Below are 15,308 nucleotides of genomic sequence, written 5' to 3' on the forward strand. Positions count from 1 at the left end.
TATAATATAAAAATATTATATAATAAGTTTGATAGGAGGCTTATATATGAAATTATCTACCGGTTGGGAACAAGCAATATATGTCTTATTAATTTTAAACCAACTCCCTCGTCAGTCAGTAATGACATCTACCGCTTTAAGCAAGCGACTTAAAGTTTCTGATTCTTACTTAAAAAAAATAGTAAAAGCATTAGTAAAAGAAAATTTGGTATATTCAACAACTGGTAAAAATGGAGGATTTACACTTAGAAAAAAACTCAAAGATATTACTTTTTACGATGTCTTTTTAGCTATTGAAGGTCGTGGCAATATCTTCTCAAGTCAACATTTACTTACCAACTTTTTAGGAGAAAAAGAAGGACACAAAGCACAACAATGTAACATCAGTATATCTTTAAATCATATTGAACATACATTGATTTCTACACTTTCTAATATAAATTTAGACGATATATATCAAGATATTATCAAGCTTTATAATCTTGAAGACATTACACAGTGGATAAGATTAAATAGTAAGACGCTTTAGACATCCGGATGTCTAACATCAGACAATCGTTAGTCTTACCCATAATTTACTTTAGATACTTTTTGACAAATATATTTGTCAAAATGACTATGATAATATACACTGATTGTGAGGAGATGATGATGATTGCGAAATCGATTGAAAGAATTACGAGCAAGAGAAGGTTATAATCAAACGCAACTTGCTAAAAAAGCAGGCATCTCACGTCAAACTGTATCTCTCATTGAAAGAAATGACTTTACACCTTCTATTTTAACTGCTATAAAAATAGCTCGTATTTTTAATGAACCTGTTGAATCTATCTTTATAATTGAGGAGGAAGATTTATGAAAATAGGTCGTTTTATAATCACTTTGTTAATTGGCGGACTGATTGGAGGATGTATAGCTTTATTCATTGACTACAACCATAGCTTTCACTTCTTTGGAAATTATCATTATGCTACACATTCAAATGTCATTTTAATCTCATTAATCTGTGTGGCACTTATCCTAGTCTTAAGTATGTATTTAATTATGATTCAAAAAAAGGCCGTTCATTACAAACGTTTATCCGAAACACATATTGATGAAGATGAGGCGGATTCATATGATAAGAAAGCTAATTTAGCATATATGCAAAATTCATTTATTTATTATCTAGAATTAACAATTAGCTTTATTGCTCTTTTTATCATTGTCTTAGGAAATGGAAATTCTAGTGCTAGTAGTTGGGCATTACTCCCTTTTATGACAACGATTATTTCCTCGGTAATTACAGGATTGTTTTATCGTAAATTTGATTCTCGCTATCCCAAATTAGGGGAAAAAAATTATTCTGAGAAATTAATTAACATTTTAGACGAAGGAGAACGACATATTTACTTTAACTCTTTGTTCAAAACATTCTATATTAACCTATCTTTAATTATGATTGGCGCAATATTTTTAGGTTTTTATTCGTTAGAAACAGGACATTCTCAAACGTTAGGAATCTTTATTTTAATCATTTTGTTTATTTATAATGGATTTAGTCATTTATTAAAAACATATAAATTTTATCATTCATAGTTTTCATTTCTATAAAGAAAGGATCATTAGATGACACATTTACTTCAAGTACAACAACTTAATAAATCGTATAAGAATTCAAATTTCGAATTAAATGATATTTCATTCACTTTAAATCCAGGAGAGGTCATTGGCTTAATTGGTAAAAATGGATCAGGTAAATCCACCCTTATTAACACATTAGTGGGTAATCGATTTAAAGATTCAGGAGAGATTTCTTTTTTCAATCAAATTATTTCCGAAAAAGATAAAGATTATAAGGAGCACGTGGGTGTAGTTTTTGATGATTTACGCGTACCGAATAAATTGACAATAACAGAGATTGATAAAGTATTTTTAAATATTTTTAAACATTGGAATAGTGATCAATTTTTCAATCTTATTCAAACATTTGAATTACCTAAAAATAATCAAATTTCTACTTTTTCTAGAGGAATGCGCATGAAAGCAGCATTAGCCATCGCACTTTCTCATGATACAAAATTATTAATCTTAGATGAAGCGACAGCTGGTATGGATGTTTCAGGACGAGAAGAAGTGTTAGAAATTCTCGAAGATTATGTATCAAAGGGGCATGGTATTTTACTTTCATCTCATATTTCTGAGGATATGGAACAACTTGCTACAACACTTATTTTTATGCGCGATGGTCATATTCTTTTACAAGAAGACAAACATATATTACTAACTGATTATGGCATTATCGAAACAGATGAAACATCTCCTTTAGACTTACCTCAAGAGGTAATCATTGCTTCACGAATACGTCAAGGTCAACGTCAAACATTAGTCAAGCAACGTCAGCACTTTGCACAAGCACGCCCGCTTCAAAATATTGATGATGCTACAAAATTAATTATGCGAGGTGATAAATAATGAAAGGGCTTATACTTAGTAGTTTTTATGCTTCTAAAAAACCTCTCATAACCTATTTAATTATTGGTCTCATATTAAGTATTGTGTTTGCGTTTTTTAGTCCAATGATGTGTTGTTTCATGCTAATGGTCATGTTATTATCTCCCGTAGCAGATAACTTAAAACGTGAAAAAGATTCTAAATGGATGTACTATGTATCTACCCTCCCTACACATAGAAATACTTATGTAAAAGCATACTTTGCTTTTTATGGTTTACTCATTTTACTTGGTTTAATGATTGGCGCCATCATTTGTCTTATCGTGACTCAAGATATTATGGTTACATTATTTTCCGCGTTCATCGGTATTGGGATGGCTTGTACGTATGCATTAATATTTCCACTCACATTTAAATTTGGTCCTGAGAATTCAAATGTCATTATGCTTACTACAGCAGTTGTTGCTGTTGCATTATTTTTATCCATGTGGTTCTTTGCTATTATGCCAATACTTGTACAAGCCGGTTCAATGAGTAAAATTGCTTCAAATCCACTCGTTCTAGTAGCAACTGGTAGTTATGCATTGCTTGGCTTTATTATTTTTGTCATTTCTTATTTTTCATCACTATCTATTTTTAAGAAACAAGAACTATAATCACAAACGTGTGTTCATTGAAGAACACACGTTTTTTCTATTTTATATTTTGGTACATAACGATTAAGGAGGAAAAATTATGGATATTAAAGCAATTGAAGATTATTTAAATATTGAGTCTCAACGTTATCCTCACCCTACTTTAGATGCACTTAACTATTACATGGAACGTTTTATGCTAACCGTTCCTTTTGAAAATATTAGTGTTCAAAATAAAGAAAAGATTTCAGTCGATTTAGATCATTTATTTAATAAATTTATATATCAACATCGTGGTGGGTTTTGCTATGAAATGAACCACTTTTTCGGTAGCTACTTAGAAGCTAAAGGTTTTAAAGTGTTTCGAATGTCAGCAACCGTTCATCAGCCTAATGGCAACTACAGTCCTAAAGGCTCTCATTTATCACTGGTTGTGCTTATTAATAATAGTTACTATATTGCTGATGTGGGATTTGGCGATTTACCATTACAAGCATTCCCAATAACTTCAATTGAAGCGACACAAATTGTGTTTGAAAAGACAGGTCAATTTCGTGCCATTTTTGAAACCTCTACGACGTATCTTCTTCAAAAACTGGAAGAAACCACGTGGGTAACACGTTATAAAGCAGAGTTTATTTCTCGTGATATTCATGATTTTGATGAAATGATTAACTACAATACCTCACATCCTGAATCTATATTTGTAAAGCAACTCATGATTACAAAGCCACAACATTTCGGTCGAGCTACAATGTCTTATAATCACCTTACTCTTACTAAAAGATATAAAAAAGAGCAGTTCGCTATCACACGTGAAAATTATAAAGAATTTTTAAAGTCCTATTTTAATCTTGACGTTACTATTCTTCCTTTAGAAAAGTAAATAAATCTACTATTGTCGGGTAATAACAACAATGAGGTAAAAACTATGTCCGATATCGAAATTATTGGTGCAAAACAAAATAACTTAAAAAATATTTATCTTTGATGAACCTACAACAGGACTTCATGAAGACGATTTACCTATTCTCATTGAATGCTTTAATCATTTGATTGATGAAGGGAATACTGTCATTTTAATCGAGCATAATTTAACAATGATGACAGAAGCAGATGGGTTATTGACATTGGACCATTTGCTGGTAAACATGGAGGACAATTATTGTATGCTGGAGAACCTAAAGGACTCCTAGATATTAACAACTCTGTTACAGCAAAACATTTAAGACGATATATTGAATAATAATGATTTAACCCCCGCATGCTCTCAAACACGCGGGGGTTAACATTTACCTACACACTATTATAATAATTTATGTTGCGTCAAGAGTTCTTCTACAAACGTACCTTTTATTTTTTTCAAGAACGTGTGTAATGCAACTTGTTGTATTTTATTTTGCTCGGCTAATGTTTTCAAGTCTTTACGATCATTAAGTTCATACATCGCATCTAATAAGACACGAATATCAAATTCTGTCGCCATGACTTCTGGAACACCTCTATCTATGTCCAGTAATTGATAAACTGCTTCCATCGCTGTTCTTACAGAATATTCTGTAGTAAACACTGTATCTCTTTCTGTCTCTGCGAAGTTACCAATGAAGGCTAAGTTACGAGAGTGCTGAGGGACAACAAGTGGTCGATCGCCAATCGCTCTTGGCATGAAATATGAACAAATATAAGGCATATATACAGGAATCGTATTACAATGTTGTGTTGCGAGGCATTCTATTTGATCAATAGGTAATCCCATATGATATAACCATTCTTGACATATTTCATGACCACTACATTCAACAATCGGTTTATGGATATAATCGCCCTTCTCATCTGAATATAAAGCGTATACCCATACACTCACTTCATCTTTAGGTTGTTGTTTGAATTGTTGTTGACGATTCACAGTAAAACTCATTTGCCATTTAGAATCGTTCACTGTGATAATCCCACCTGTAACTGTTTTTCCAGCTAATGGATCCCGTTTACATAAACGTTCGATAGCTTCAATGACCGTCTTGTTATTTGTCGTTACCGTTGCTGAGACGAACCAACTTTTATCTGGCAAATCTTTATAGAATTTTTCGGGATTGCCAAACTCAGGGCTTTGTTTAGCTAAGTTCCGCCATAAATTCCAACTTCCGCCAATGTCTTTTGTAGGAGGCGCAGGTGTGTGATTATCGCCATAAGTTGAACTTTCTGTGATACTACCATTCGTAATAAATACAAGATCATCGGGTGTGAGTTGAATTGTTTCTTTATTACCATTTCGTTTTAGTTCAATTGTTTTAGCAACTTTGTCTTTGGTAGTCACATCTACTTTAACATCAAGCACTTGAACATTGTATTCAAATTGCACACCATGGGACGTTAAGTATGCAATCATAGGGCATACGAGTGATTCATATTGATTGTATTTAGTAAATTTCAAGGCACTAAAATCAGCTAAACCTCCAATGTGATGCACAAATCTCATTAAATAACGACGCATTTCCATTGCAGAATGCCAAGGTTCAAAAGCGAACATCGTCTTCCAATAAATCCAAAAGTTTGAATTCATGAAATCCTCTGACAAGACATCTGAAATTTTCACATCATTTAAATCTTCTTCTTTCATCATACATAATTGGAGTATTTCTTTCATGGCTTGTTTTGTTAAAGTAAAGTCTCCATCTGTAGGTAATCGTTGACCCCTTTCTTCAATAACACGACATCTTGAGTAGTTTGGATCTTCTTTATTTAACCAATAAAACTCATCTAAAACTGAAGCATCTTCAATTTCAAGTGATGGGATGGAACGGAACAAATCCCATAAACACTCAAAATGATTTTCCATTTCTCTACCACCACGCATAACGTAGCCTTTCATTGGAAGTTCAGTACCATCCAAACTTCCACCAGATTTAGATAATTCTTCTAAAATGTGAATGTTTGACCCATCCATTTGCCCATCTCTAATTAAAAAACATGCAGCAGCTAAAGATGCTAATCCAGAGCCAATAAGATAAGCAGATTTTTGTGCAACATAGTCAGGTTTTTTCGGACGTGCAAATGCTTCATAATTTCCATTACTATAGTACATATGATTCACTCCCCATTTTATTTATATTTTTAAGTAATCTATGAAAAGTAGTAAACTATAAGTAAACGCTTTAGAAATTAATCTACCCTTCGCTTATATTATAATCATTTTATAAAATATTATTGTGAGTCAGTTAAGTGAAAATGTAACTTAAGTGACATTTTTGATAAAATGTCCTAAATGAGAGGTGCACAGCATGAATAATCAAGATTTACGTGTACAACGAACAAAAAAAGCACTCATTACTACATTCTCAGATTTGCTTGAAACGAAATCTTTTGAAAATATCACCATTCAAGATTTATGCGAAAAAGCAAATGTACGTCGTTCTACATTTTACCGTCATTTCAATGATAAGTATGATTTACTTAATCATATTGTTGGTACATTAATTGAATATTTTCGAACGTTACATTTGCCTGAAATTGATCCAAAAGATCCGAGACAATTTTTCAATAAATTTATGAAAGATATTTTATTTTTCATTAGTGATAACAAAACAATGGTAAAAAGTGTCATTTCTATCAATATTTATAGTGAAGTTTATCAAATTTTATATAATCAAATTTATGCAGTGGTTAAACGACAAATTGAATTTGATAAACAAATTGGACAATTTTACATAGATGAGTTCATTTATGGAGAATTTCTAACTGGAGGCATTTTAAGCGTTATTCTAAACTGGATTCAGTATGGTCAACAATCCATTGATGAAGTGTCTTCAGATATCGTTACCATGATTTGTGGAGCGAGAGAGGTTCATTTAAAGTTATTAAAATAAAACAAGAGCGGGAAACAAATATCGTACTGACTTATTAAATTGTTTGATATTAATCTCACATTTAATAGTACGTTAAAGTGTATCCCGCTTTTATTTAGAACCATTTCCATACTTTTTTAGCATTTACTCGTGGATACGTCGTTTCTGGTAAGAAATCACGTTTATAGTGCACATAAGCTTTCCCATATTTATTGATTCGTATATCCCATTTTTTATTATCTTTAGGAACGGTATCATATAAATTTTTATCTACTTTGTATGTCTTACCGTCAATCTTATGTTCTCCTTTAGATAACACTTTTTTGTATTCATATTCTTTGCGATAATGTTTAAAAATCGCATTCCCTATTCGATTACGATTGTATTTGGCATTATTATCCATATACGGTGACACATTCATAACCACTTCATTGAGTCGAAGGTGATTCTGTTGGTTAGTTAAAGCAATATTATATCCTTTATCACTCGTACCCGTTTTCAATCCGTCTGTACCTTTTAAGTAAAGTGGCTCATGTTTAATTGATAAATTAGTATTATTAAAAGTATAACCTTTTTGAGTATCTTGGCTAAGTTGCGTTATGTTTAAAAATTTTGGATGTTTGGCGATTAAGTGATGAGATAATATCGCAATATCTTCTGCCGTACTTTTAGGATAAATATCCTGTTTATATTTCTTTGGTGCTTGTTGTCCAAGTAAATCATTAGCAGCACCTGCTGGGTTCACAAAATATGTATGCTTCATATGAAAAGCTTTAGCTTGCGCATTCATTTTGTCTGTGAATGTTGACGTATTGCCACTCACTTGTTCTCCTAAAATCATCGCGGCTGAATTGCTTGAAGGTAAGGCCGCCTGTGTTAATAAATCTTTAATAGTATATATTTGACCTTGATTTAAAGGGACAGACGTTAAATTTGGCTTTTTAGATAATTGATCATATGCGCTCGTGATTTTAACTTTATCATCTAACTTAAGTTTTCCTTGATGAACTGCTTCTAATGTTAAATAGATGGTCATCATTTTAGACAAAGAAGCAGGGTCCGCTTCTTTATTTCCTTGGAAATTATATAATATTTGGCCTTGTTGTGTCGTAAGCGTTACACCATCAGGTTCATAATTTGAACTTACTGCGACATTACCTTCTTTATTTGTAATATCCACAGGTGTTTCTGCTGCATGAGAGATTGAAGTTCCTAATAATGTAAATAAACTAAGTATTCCAATACTTTGTGTTACTTTCAAAAACATTATATTACCTACTTTTTATTTTTAAAATATTGTATAATATATTTTATAACAACTTTACAGGCGAATTACAACTAAGTATCTAATATATATTCTTTAATTATAAAATAAAGAAGAGTTGAACAAATGGTCTTACGAAGTTTGTCCAACTCTTTTGTTTATACCATACTATTGATAGGATTTATCTCCTTTAAAATATTGACGATCTTTCTCACTATACACCTTACTCGGATCTAAAAATGGCTTTAATTTATATTTAAAATCATATAAATTTAATCCATCAATCGCAACACGATCTTGATAGACACTATCATTGCTGATATCTGTAAAATTATTTGGTCCTACACCTGCTAAAAATTTAAATCCTTCATCATGAACCAGATATTGATATGCTTTAGAACCTCTATCTTGAGCACCATGTGGATATATAAATAAATCTGTTTTTCCTATAATTGGCTCTACTTCTTTTTTCCAACGTTTCGTGTCACGAACAATTTGATGATATGAGCTATTTGCAAAATCGATATGTCCCCATGAATGACTTGCAAATGTCCAACCATCTCGTTTCATTGCTTTGACTACTTTTTCAGCCTCTTTTTTACGTTTTGGGTAATCTTTATTATTTAACTCATTTGTTCGATAACCTAACACGCCATTATATCCTGTTAGTGCAACGACGCCTTTTTGACCATGGAGTGAAAAGTCAGGATGGTCTTTCACGAATTGATTCAATATAGGTACAATATCATTTGTTTCACTTGTCGTTACCTTACCATTTTTATCTTTAGTTTCAGAAACGACGTGTTGTTTCTGATCTAGCACTAAACGATCTGCATATCCATGACCTCTCATGTACTCATAATAATTCATATCATCAATGGATAAAATTAATGGTTTCTTACCCTTAGGTAATTTTAATTCTTTTCTAGTAACTGTCTTCCCTTTTAAATCATAAGCCTCATGTGGATCTATTAATATGTAATGGTGTTTATAGAGTTCATTTAATGAACGCTTAAACTCATCAGCTGTAATCATCCAATCAAAATTACCCTTAGCTTGATTCTTCTCTTGTGTAAAAGCTACTTTAGGTTCAGTAATCACTGGATGATAAAATACATGTGCAATATCACCTTGATACACTTGCCAATCTTTTTTATTCTGAGTACTTTTTTTCGCATATATATTTGCGATATTTTCTTTATCCTTTTTAGTGTCTTTCTTTGATGATGACAATGTTGAAAATTGACATGCACATAAAACTATAGATATTAAAACAATAAGCGTGCTAAGTAAATATGTCTTAGTCATATAGTTACTCCTTTAAGTTATATAAATATTATAATACCTTCCAACATTATATAATAATTTTATATTATTTATAACAGATGTGTTTCAACTTTTGAATACGCTTATTTTAAAATAGACTTAACACGTTTATATACAAAACCTACATATCTAAATCTTGAGCTATATCATTTATTGTGGGCATACCACCTTGTGCGCCAAGTGCTGTAACTGAATGACTAGCGGCGACATTAGCAAATGCAATAGCTTTAGCAAGTGAATAGTCTTTTTGTAATCCGACTGCAAGCGCACCATTAAATGTATCCCCAGCGCCTGTGGTATCTTTTACTTCTCGTTCAATTCCTTGAATTTCAATTTGTTCTAAACCATCGTAAAATACAGCACCTAATGCACCTTGTGTCACAATCAATTTATCAGGATAACGTTCTAACGCTTGATCAATGTCTCCTTCAAACATATTTTCACTTTCAGTTTCATTTGGTGTTAAATATGTTACTTGTTCCAATATATCATCTGAAATGTCTCTATATGGAGCTGGATTTAAAATAGAAGTAAGTTCATGTTCATAGCAATAATGAACAGTGTGAGCAACAACATCAGCTGGAATCTCTTGTTGAAGTAACACAATATCTCCTTTATTTGCTTTTGATAAAGCTGAGTCTACCAAAGAGACTGTGACTTTATGATTTGCTGAAGGTACAACAATAATACTATTATCATTATCAGCTAGGGTAATGTGTGCGGTACCTGAAGGTCCTTTTACTTTTTTTACATATTCAACATTTACATGATTATGCTTTAGATTTTCAAGAATTTGTTTACCTAACATATCATCGCCAATACACCCTACCATGTGAACATGGTCACCTAATCTTGCTGCTGCCACTGCTTGATTCGCGCCTTTACCGCCTGGTGTAGTGAAAAATGTATTTCCTAATACTGTTTCACCTTTACTTGGCACTTGGTCAGTCGACACAACCAAATCCATCGACATACTTCCCACAACATATATACGTTTCATATTAACCCTCTCCTTTTTCTTTCTCATCCATATCATATCTAAATTAGCATAAATAATAAAAAAAAGAGTGAGACAACACATTTAAAAAGAAATGCGGTCTCACTCTCATTAATATGTTCTAACTTTTAACTTCATGCTGCTCTTTACCTGCAAACATCACAAGCCACGTTGCAAAAATAAATGGAGCGGTGAAAATAGGAAGACCAATTGGGGCTAATGTTGTAGCTAATGCACCATGCATCACTACTGTTAATAATAAACCAGTAATCACTGCAAGAATCGAATTGAATTTTGTTTTAAACGTCGCACCCAACGCAATACCCGTTAATATTGAGTTATAGCCGTACAATCCATCAGTAATAGTGGGATAGTCTCCACCTAGTAATGTGATACATATCACTGCTAAAATACTTGATACTATCGCATAGATACCGCCTTTTACTGAACCAATAAAAATGCCAATAATAATTAACAGACTACCCATCATTGATGTCACTAAGAAAATTTCACTAAAGTTTGTAATCATACCGCTAATAAAATTCACATGTGAATGACTGATGTCTGGATGTTTAATTTTAGTAGGCAAAATATCTATTGTGATATGCATTTTTGAAAATTGCATGCCCATTGCTAAAATTAACCAAGTCATAAAGACAAATGGAAAAGTTAACATGGGTAGACCATATGGTTTTAAAATTTCTCGGATTGCAGCTCCAACTGGTAAAGTAAGAGTGGTCGCCACAATAAGTACAATCCAGTTCATTAAAGATACTTCTAAGAATAATGCTAACCCGATTGCTGTTAATACTGAATTGTATCCAGCTAATCCATCATGGATTTCATCCTCACTATAATTAAAGTACGGCGCTAGAACAAGTGCAATGAGACTTCCCACTGCTGCCCCTAATCCAACTTTCCAATTTGCAATAAATAATCCTATAAGAATACACAGCCCTGACCATTTATTATTCATAAATACGACTTGAGCAATATTTTTTAAGAAAATCTCTACATATTTCATAAACTCACCTTTATTATTTTATTCATTTCCTTTCTAATTATTATACCTTTTAAACACTTTTGTAACATTAAAAATATATACAAATTTAATTTAAAAAGTGATTTTAAATAAATTTAAAAGATAAATTACTTGTTAAAAATATTCTACAGTTTTATGATTAATGTTGCAGTACTTATTTTTAAAAGAAAGAAGGTATAACAGTGCATTTTACTCAACGGGAACAAGATAAATTAATGATCGTGGTAGCTGCTGAAGTAGCGCGTCGACGTAAAGCACGTGGCTTAAAATTAAATTATCCAGAAGCATTAGCACTTATTAGTGATGAATTACTAGAAGGTGCACGTGATGGTAAAACTGTAGCTGATTTAATGAGTTACGGTAAACAAATTTTAAATAAAGATGATGTCATGGAAGGCGTTGATAGCATGTTGACTGATATTGAAATTGAAGCAACATTCCCAGATGGAACTAAATTAATCACTATTCATCATCCAATCGTGTAAGGAGGATTTTTAAATGAAACCTGGTGAAATTAAAATAAAAAATACAGAAGTTGAAATTAATCAAGGTCATTTTGAAACAGTGATCAATGTTAAAAATACTGGAGACCGTCCAATTCAAGTTGGTTCACATTTCCATTTCTTTGAAGCCAATGAAGGTTTAAAATTTGATCGAGAAAAAGCATATGGGAAACACTTAGATATTCCTGCTGGTGCTGCTGTTCGTTTTGAACCTGGTGATGAGAAAAAAGTTCAACTCGTTGAATATGCTGGTAACCGTAAAATTTATGGTTTCAGAGGTTTAGTTAACGGTGAAATTGACGAAGATCGCGTTTATCGTCCAACTGGTGAAAATGATGAATATGCTGCGCCAAAAGGTGATAATGGCGAAAAAAATGTGAACAAAATGGGAGGTAAACAGTAATGAGCTTTAAAATGACTCAATCTCAGTATACAAGTTTATATGGTCCAACTGTTGGCGATGCAGTACGACTAGGTGACACTAACTTATTTGCAACTGTTGAAAAAGATTATGCAAATTACGGTGAAGAAGCAACGTTTGGTGGCGGTAAATCTATTCGTGATGGCATGGCTCAAAACCCTAACGTTACACGTGATGACCGCAAAGTGGCTGACTTAGTATTAACAAATGCATTAATTATAGATTATGACAAAATTGTTAAAGCAGATATCGGTGTTAAAAATGGTTATATCTTTGCCATTGGTAAAGCAGGTAACCCTGATATCATGGATAACGTAGATATTATTATTGGTTCAACAACTGATATTATCTCTGCTGAAGGTAAAATCGTAACAGCTGGTGGTATCGATACACATGTTCACTTTATTAACCCCGAACAAGCAGAAGTTGCGCTTGAAAGTGGTGTGACAACACATATCGGTGGTGGTACGGGTGCATCAGAAGGTGCAAAAGCTACAACCGTTACACCTGGACCTTGGCATATCCATCGTATGCTAGAAGCTGCTGAAGATTTACCAATTAATGTTGGTTTCACTGGTAAAGGACAAGCTGTAAACCACACTGCATTAATTGAACAAATTCATGCTGGTGTGATCGGTTTAAAAGTACATGAAGACTGGGGTGCAACTCCTTCAGCGTTAAGTCATGCATTGGATGTAGCAGATGAATTTGATGTACAAATTGCTCTACATGCTGATACATTAAATGAAGCAGGGTTCATGGAAGATACAATGGCCGCTGTAAAAGACCGTGTTTTACACATGTACCATACAGAAGGTGCTGGCGGTGGACATGCGCCAGATTTAATTAAATCTGCATCGTATCCGAATATTTTACCTTCATCTACAAACCCAACATTACCTTACACACATAATACTGTAGATGAACATTTAGATATGGTTATGATTACACACCATTTAAATGCATCTATCCCTGAAGATATTGCTTTCGCAGACTCACGTATTCGTAAAGAAACGATTGCAGCTGAAGACGTATTACAAGATATGGGTGTATTTAGCATGGTAAGTTCTGACTCTCAAGCTATGGGACGTGTGGGTGAAGTCATTACACGTACATGGCAAGTAGCTCATCGTATGAAAGAACAACGTGGTGCTCTAGAAGGTGATACTGACTATAACGATAACAATCGTATTAAACGTTATATCGCAAAATATACAATTAACCCTGCGATTACACATGGTATTTCTGACTATGTTGGATCAATCGAAAAAGGTAAATTAGCTGACTTAGTTCTATGGAATCCAGCTTTCTTCGGTATAAAACCTGAACTTGTTGTTAAAGGTGGATTGATTAACTCAGCTGTGAATGGTGATGCAAATGCTTCTATTCCAACATCAGAGCCTATGAAATATCGTAAAATGTATGGTCAATATGGTGCAAATAAACAACACACTGCGATTACATTCGTTTCTAAAACAGCATACGAAAATGGTATTTATAACCAACTAAACTTAGAACGTATGGTTCGACCAGTCCATGGTATCCGTAATCTTACTAAAAAAGATATGAAAAATAACGATGCAACACCTAAATTAGATGTTGATCCACAAACATATGAAGTATTTGTAGATGGTGAAAAAATCACAAGTGAACCAGCAACTGAATTACCATTAGCACAAAGATACTTCTTATTCTAGGAGGTACTCAGATGATAGTAGAAGACATTCAAGGCAATATCGCTAACCTTTCTGCAGAGGAAAAACAAAAGCATGTAGAAAAAGTATATCTTGAAAACTCTGATCTGGTTAAACGTATTCAACGTGTCACAACAGATCACGGTAATGAAATCGGTATTCGTTTAAAACAACCTATCGATTTACAATATGGCGATATTTTATATCAAGATGACAACAATATGATTGTAGTAGATGTAAACTCGGAAGATTTACTTGTCATTAAGCCGCGTAACATACAAGAAATGGGAGATATTGCGCATCAATTAGGTAATCGTCATTTACCTGCGCAATTCACAGAAACTGAAATGCTTGTACAATATGACTACCTAGTAGAAGATTTATTAAAAACGCTAGGTATTCCCTATAGCCATGAAGATCGAAAAGTGAATAAAGCCTTCAGACATATAGGTCACTCACATGATTAATCATTCACATTTACGACTATTTCAGTTCTGTGATTCACAATTCCCTACTGGCGCATTTAGTCATTCATTTGGACTAGAAACGTATATTCAACGTCAGACAGTTCATGATGCTACATCATTTAGAGAATGGTTAGAACTCTTTCTAAATGAGCAGTTAACCTATTCAGATGGCCTTGCAATGCGTTTAGTTTATAACGCTTTAAATAATGGTGATACAGAAAAAGTATTACACCTTGATCAATTAATTTATGTCCAAAGTTTACCAAGAGAAACACGTGTAGGTACTAAACAAATGGGTACACGTATGGTAAAACTTGCTATAGAACTTTATGATAGTCCATGGATTAATTGGTATCATCAACAAATGAAAGATAAACGTGCAAAACTGCATCCAGCTATTTGTTTTACAATGCTAGGACATTATTTAGGCGTCGATATTGAAACGATTATTGATTACTATCTATATCAGAATGTTTCCAGTTTAACGCAAAATGCAGTACGTGCAATTCCCTTAGGTCAAACAATAGGACAACAAGTTGTGACGGAGATGATTCCACATATCGAACGGACACGACAACACATTCTCACATTAAGCGAAGAAGATTTCGGTTTAACAGCTCCTGGCTTAGAACTGAATCAAATGGAGCATGAAAACGTAAACGTGAGAATCTTTATTTCATAGGA

At 33.1% G+C, this 15,308-nt stretch carries 17 protein-coding genes and 1 pseudogene; 13 read left to right on the forward strand and 5 right to left on the reverse strand.

Annotated elements, in window-relative coordinates; translation table 11 throughout:
* The first annotated feature begins 46 nt into the window (after window positions 1-46).
* The 7 genes and pseudogenes from HMPREF2930_RS08875 to HMPREF2930_RS11805 form a co-directional block, all read left to right on the forward strand.
* Window positions 47-529, forward strand: coding sequence for an RrF2 family transcriptional regulator (locus HMPREF2930_RS08875; RefSeq protein ID WP_017175504.1), 483 nt, complete (start codon window positions 47-49; stop codon window positions 527-529).
* 126 nt (window positions 530-655) lie between these two features.
* Entirely contained in the window at window positions 656-859 is a 204-nt protein-coding gene (locus tag HMPREF2930_RS08880; protein ID WP_002449521.1) for a helix-turn-helix transcriptional regulator, read from the forward strand.
* Window positions 856-1,578, forward strand: a complete 723-nt coding sequence (locus HMPREF2930_RS08885; RefSeq protein ID WP_017175505.1) for a DUF3169 family protein — start codon at window positions 856-858, stop codon at window positions 1,576-1,578. Before HMPREF2930_RS08880 ends, HMPREF2930_RS08885 begins: the two co-directional genes overlap by 4 nt.
* A 30-nt stretch (window positions 1,579-1,608) precedes the next feature.
* Complete coding sequence (locus HMPREF2930_RS08890; RefSeq protein ID WP_017175506.1) at window positions 1,609-2,454, forward strand: ABC transporter ATP-binding protein; 846 nt, start codon at window positions 1,609-1,611, stop codon at window positions 2,452-2,454.
* Complete coding sequence (locus HMPREF2930_RS08895) at window positions 2,454-3,089, forward strand: ABC-2 transporter permease (RefSeq protein WP_017175507.1); 636 nt, start codon at window positions 2,454-2,456, stop codon at window positions 3,087-3,089. The genes HMPREF2930_RS08890 and HMPREF2930_RS08895 overlap by 1 nt, the downstream gene beginning before the upstream one ends.
* 79 nt (window positions 3,090-3,168) lie before the next feature.
* The gene (locus HMPREF2930_RS08900; protein ID WP_017175508.1) at window positions 3,169-3,954 is read left to right on the forward strand and encodes an arylamine N-acetyltransferase; all 786 of its coding nucleotides are present in this window, start codon (window positions 3,169-3,171) and stop codon (window positions 3,952-3,954) included.
* Window positions 3,955-4,045: 91 nt separating this feature from the next.
* A pseudogene (locus tag HMPREF2930_RS11805) lies at window positions 4,046-4,314 on the forward strand (excinuclease ABC subunit UvrA); the annotation flags it as partial.
* Between the two features lie 60 nt (window positions 4,315-4,374).
* Here HMPREF2930_RS11805 and HMPREF2930_RS08910 read toward each other — a convergent pair.
* Window positions 4,375-6,150, reverse strand: a complete 1,776-nt coding sequence (locus HMPREF2930_RS08910) for an oleate hydratase (protein WP_017175509.1) — start codon at window positions 6,148-6,150, stop codon at window positions 4,375-4,377.
* Window positions 6,151-6,346: 196 nt separating this feature from the next.
* Between HMPREF2930_RS08910 and HMPREF2930_RS08915 the strand changes: the two genes are divergently transcribed.
* Window positions 6,347-6,931 (forward strand): TetR/AcrR family transcriptional regulator, encoded by a 585-nt coding sequence (locus tag HMPREF2930_RS08915; RefSeq protein WP_017175510.1) that lies wholly within the window; start codon window positions 6,347-6,349, stop codon window positions 6,929-6,931.
* Between the two features lie 94 nt (window positions 6,932-7,025).
* On the opposite strand, the gene pbp4 is transcribed toward HMPREF2930_RS08915, so the two are convergent.
* The 4 genes from pbp4 to yut form a co-directional block, all read right to left on the reverse strand.
* Window positions 7,026-8,177: a penicillin-binding protein PBP4 gene (pbp4, locus tag HMPREF2930_RS08920; protein WP_017175511.1), complete on the reverse strand. Its 1,152-nt coding sequence runs from the start codon at window positions 8,175-8,177 to the stop codon at window positions 7,026-7,028.
* Window positions 8,178-8,342: 165 nt separating this feature from the next.
* Entirely contained in the window at window positions 8,343-9,482 is a 1,140-nt protein-coding gene (locus tag HMPREF2930_RS08925; protein WP_017175512.1) for a polysaccharide deacetylase family protein, read from the reverse strand.
* 139 nt (window positions 9,483-9,621) lie between these two features.
* Window positions 9,622-10,500, reverse strand: a complete 879-nt coding sequence (locus HMPREF2930_RS08930) for a ribokinase (RefSeq protein WP_017175513.1) — start codon at window positions 10,498-10,500, stop codon at window positions 9,622-9,624.
* Window positions 10,501-10,618: 118 nt separating this feature from the next.
* A complete protein-coding gene (gene yut / locus HMPREF2930_RS08935; protein ID WP_017175514.1) occupies window positions 10,619-11,521 on the reverse strand; it encodes an urea transporter in 903 nt (300 codons plus the stop codon).
* Window positions 11,522-11,721: 200 nt separating this feature from the next.
* Here yut and HMPREF2930_RS08940 point away from each other — a divergent pair, with 200 nt between their 5' ends.
* The 5 genes from HMPREF2930_RS08940 to HMPREF2930_RS08960 are packed head-to-tail and all read left to right on the forward strand — an operon-like array spanning window position 11,722 to window position 15,306.
* A complete protein-coding gene (locus HMPREF2930_RS08940; RefSeq protein ID WP_002449337.1) occupies window positions 11,722-12,024 on the forward strand; it encodes an urease subunit gamma in 303 nt (100 codons plus the stop codon).
* A gap of 13 nt (window positions 12,025-12,037) precedes the next feature.
* Window positions 12,038-12,445 carry an urease subunit beta gene (locus HMPREF2930_RS08945; RefSeq protein WP_017175515.1) on the forward strand — a complete coding sequence of 136 codons (408 nt, stop codon included), beginning with the start codon at window positions 12,038-12,040 and terminating at the stop codon, window positions 12,443-12,445.
* Window positions 12,445-14,160 carry an urease subunit alpha gene (ureC, locus tag HMPREF2930_RS08950; protein WP_017175516.1) on the forward strand — a complete coding sequence of 572 codons (1,716 nt, stop codon included), beginning with the start codon at window positions 12,445-12,447 and terminating at the stop codon, window positions 14,158-14,160. The genes HMPREF2930_RS08945 and ureC overlap by 1 nt, the downstream gene beginning before the upstream one ends.
* 11 nt (window positions 14,161-14,171) lie before the next feature.
* Window positions 14,172-14,624: an urease accessory protein UreE gene (ureE, locus tag HMPREF2930_RS08955; protein WP_002449547.1), complete on the forward strand. Its 453-nt coding sequence runs from the start codon at window positions 14,172-14,174 to the stop codon at window positions 14,622-14,624.
* Window positions 14,617-15,306 (forward strand): urease accessory protein UreF, encoded by a 690-nt coding sequence (locus HMPREF2930_RS08960; RefSeq protein WP_017175517.1) that lies wholly within the window; start codon window positions 14,617-14,619, stop codon window positions 15,304-15,306. Before ureE ends, HMPREF2930_RS08960 begins: the two co-directional genes overlap by 8 nt.
* The last annotated feature ends 2 nt before the right edge of the window (window positions 15,307-15,308 follow it).

Origin of the sequence: Staphylococcus sp. HMSC068C09 (assembly GCF_001813735.1) — a bacterium.
GTDB classification, from domain to species: Bacteria; Bacillota; Bacilli; order Staphylococcales; family Staphylococcaceae; genus Staphylococcus; species Staphylococcus hominis.

Excerpts from the sequence above, each read along its gene's own strand:
- HMPREF2930_RS08875 (WP_017175504.1), top strand. The coding sequence starts at position 47 with ATGAAATTATCTACCGGTTGGGAACAAGCAATATATGTCTTATTAATT.
- HMPREF2930_RS08885 (WP_017175505.1), top strand. The coding sequence starts at position 856 with ATGAAAATAGGTCGTTTTATAATCACTTTGTTAATTGGCGGACTGATT.
- HMPREF2930_RS08890 (WP_017175506.1), top strand. The coding sequence starts at position 1,609 with ATGACACATTTACTTCAAGTACAACAACTTAATAAATCGTATAAGAAT.
- HMPREF2930_RS08895 (WP_017175507.1), top strand. The coding sequence starts at position 2,454 with ATGAAAGGGCTTATACTTAGTAGTTTTTATGCTTCTAAAAAACCTCTC.
- HMPREF2930_RS08900 (WP_017175508.1), top strand. The coding sequence starts at position 3,169 with ATGGATATTAAAGCAATTGAAGATTATTTAAATATTGAGTCTCAACGT.
- HMPREF2930_RS08910 (WP_017175509.1), bottom strand. The coding sequence starts at position 6,150 with ATGTACTATAGTAATGGAAATTATGAAGCATTTGCACGTCCGAAAAAA.
- HMPREF2930_RS08915 (WP_017175510.1), top strand. The coding sequence starts at position 6,347 with ATGAATAATCAAGATTTACGTGTACAACGAACAAAAAAAGCACTCATT.
- pbp4 (WP_017175511.1), bottom strand. The coding sequence starts at position 8,177 with ATGTTTTTGAAAGTAACACAAAGTATTGGAATACTTAGTTTATTTACA.
- HMPREF2930_RS08925 (WP_017175512.1), bottom strand. The coding sequence starts at position 9,482 with ATGACTAAGACATATTTACTTAGCACGCTTATTGTTTTAATATCTATA.
- HMPREF2930_RS08930 (WP_017175513.1), bottom strand. The coding sequence starts at position 10,500 with ATGAAACGTATATATGTTGTGGGAAGTATGTCGATGGATTTGGTTGTG.
- yut (WP_017175514.1), bottom strand. The coding sequence starts at position 11,521 with ATGAAATATGTAGAGATTTTCTTAAAAAATATTGCTCAAGTCGTATTT.
- HMPREF2930_RS08945 (WP_017175515.1), top strand. The coding sequence starts at position 12,038 with ATGAAACCTGGTGAAATTAAAATAAAAAATACAGAAGTTGAAATTAAT.
- ureC (WP_017175516.1), top strand. The coding sequence starts at position 12,445 with ATGAGCTTTAAAATGACTCAATCTCAGTATACAAGTTTATATGGTCCA.
- ureE (WP_002449547.1), top strand. The coding sequence starts at position 14,172 with ATGATAGTAGAAGACATTCAAGGCAATATCGCTAACCTTTCTGCAGAG.
- HMPREF2930_RS08960 (WP_017175517.1), top strand. The coding sequence starts at position 14,617 with ATGATTAATCATTCACATTTACGACTATTTCAGTTCTGTGATTCACAA.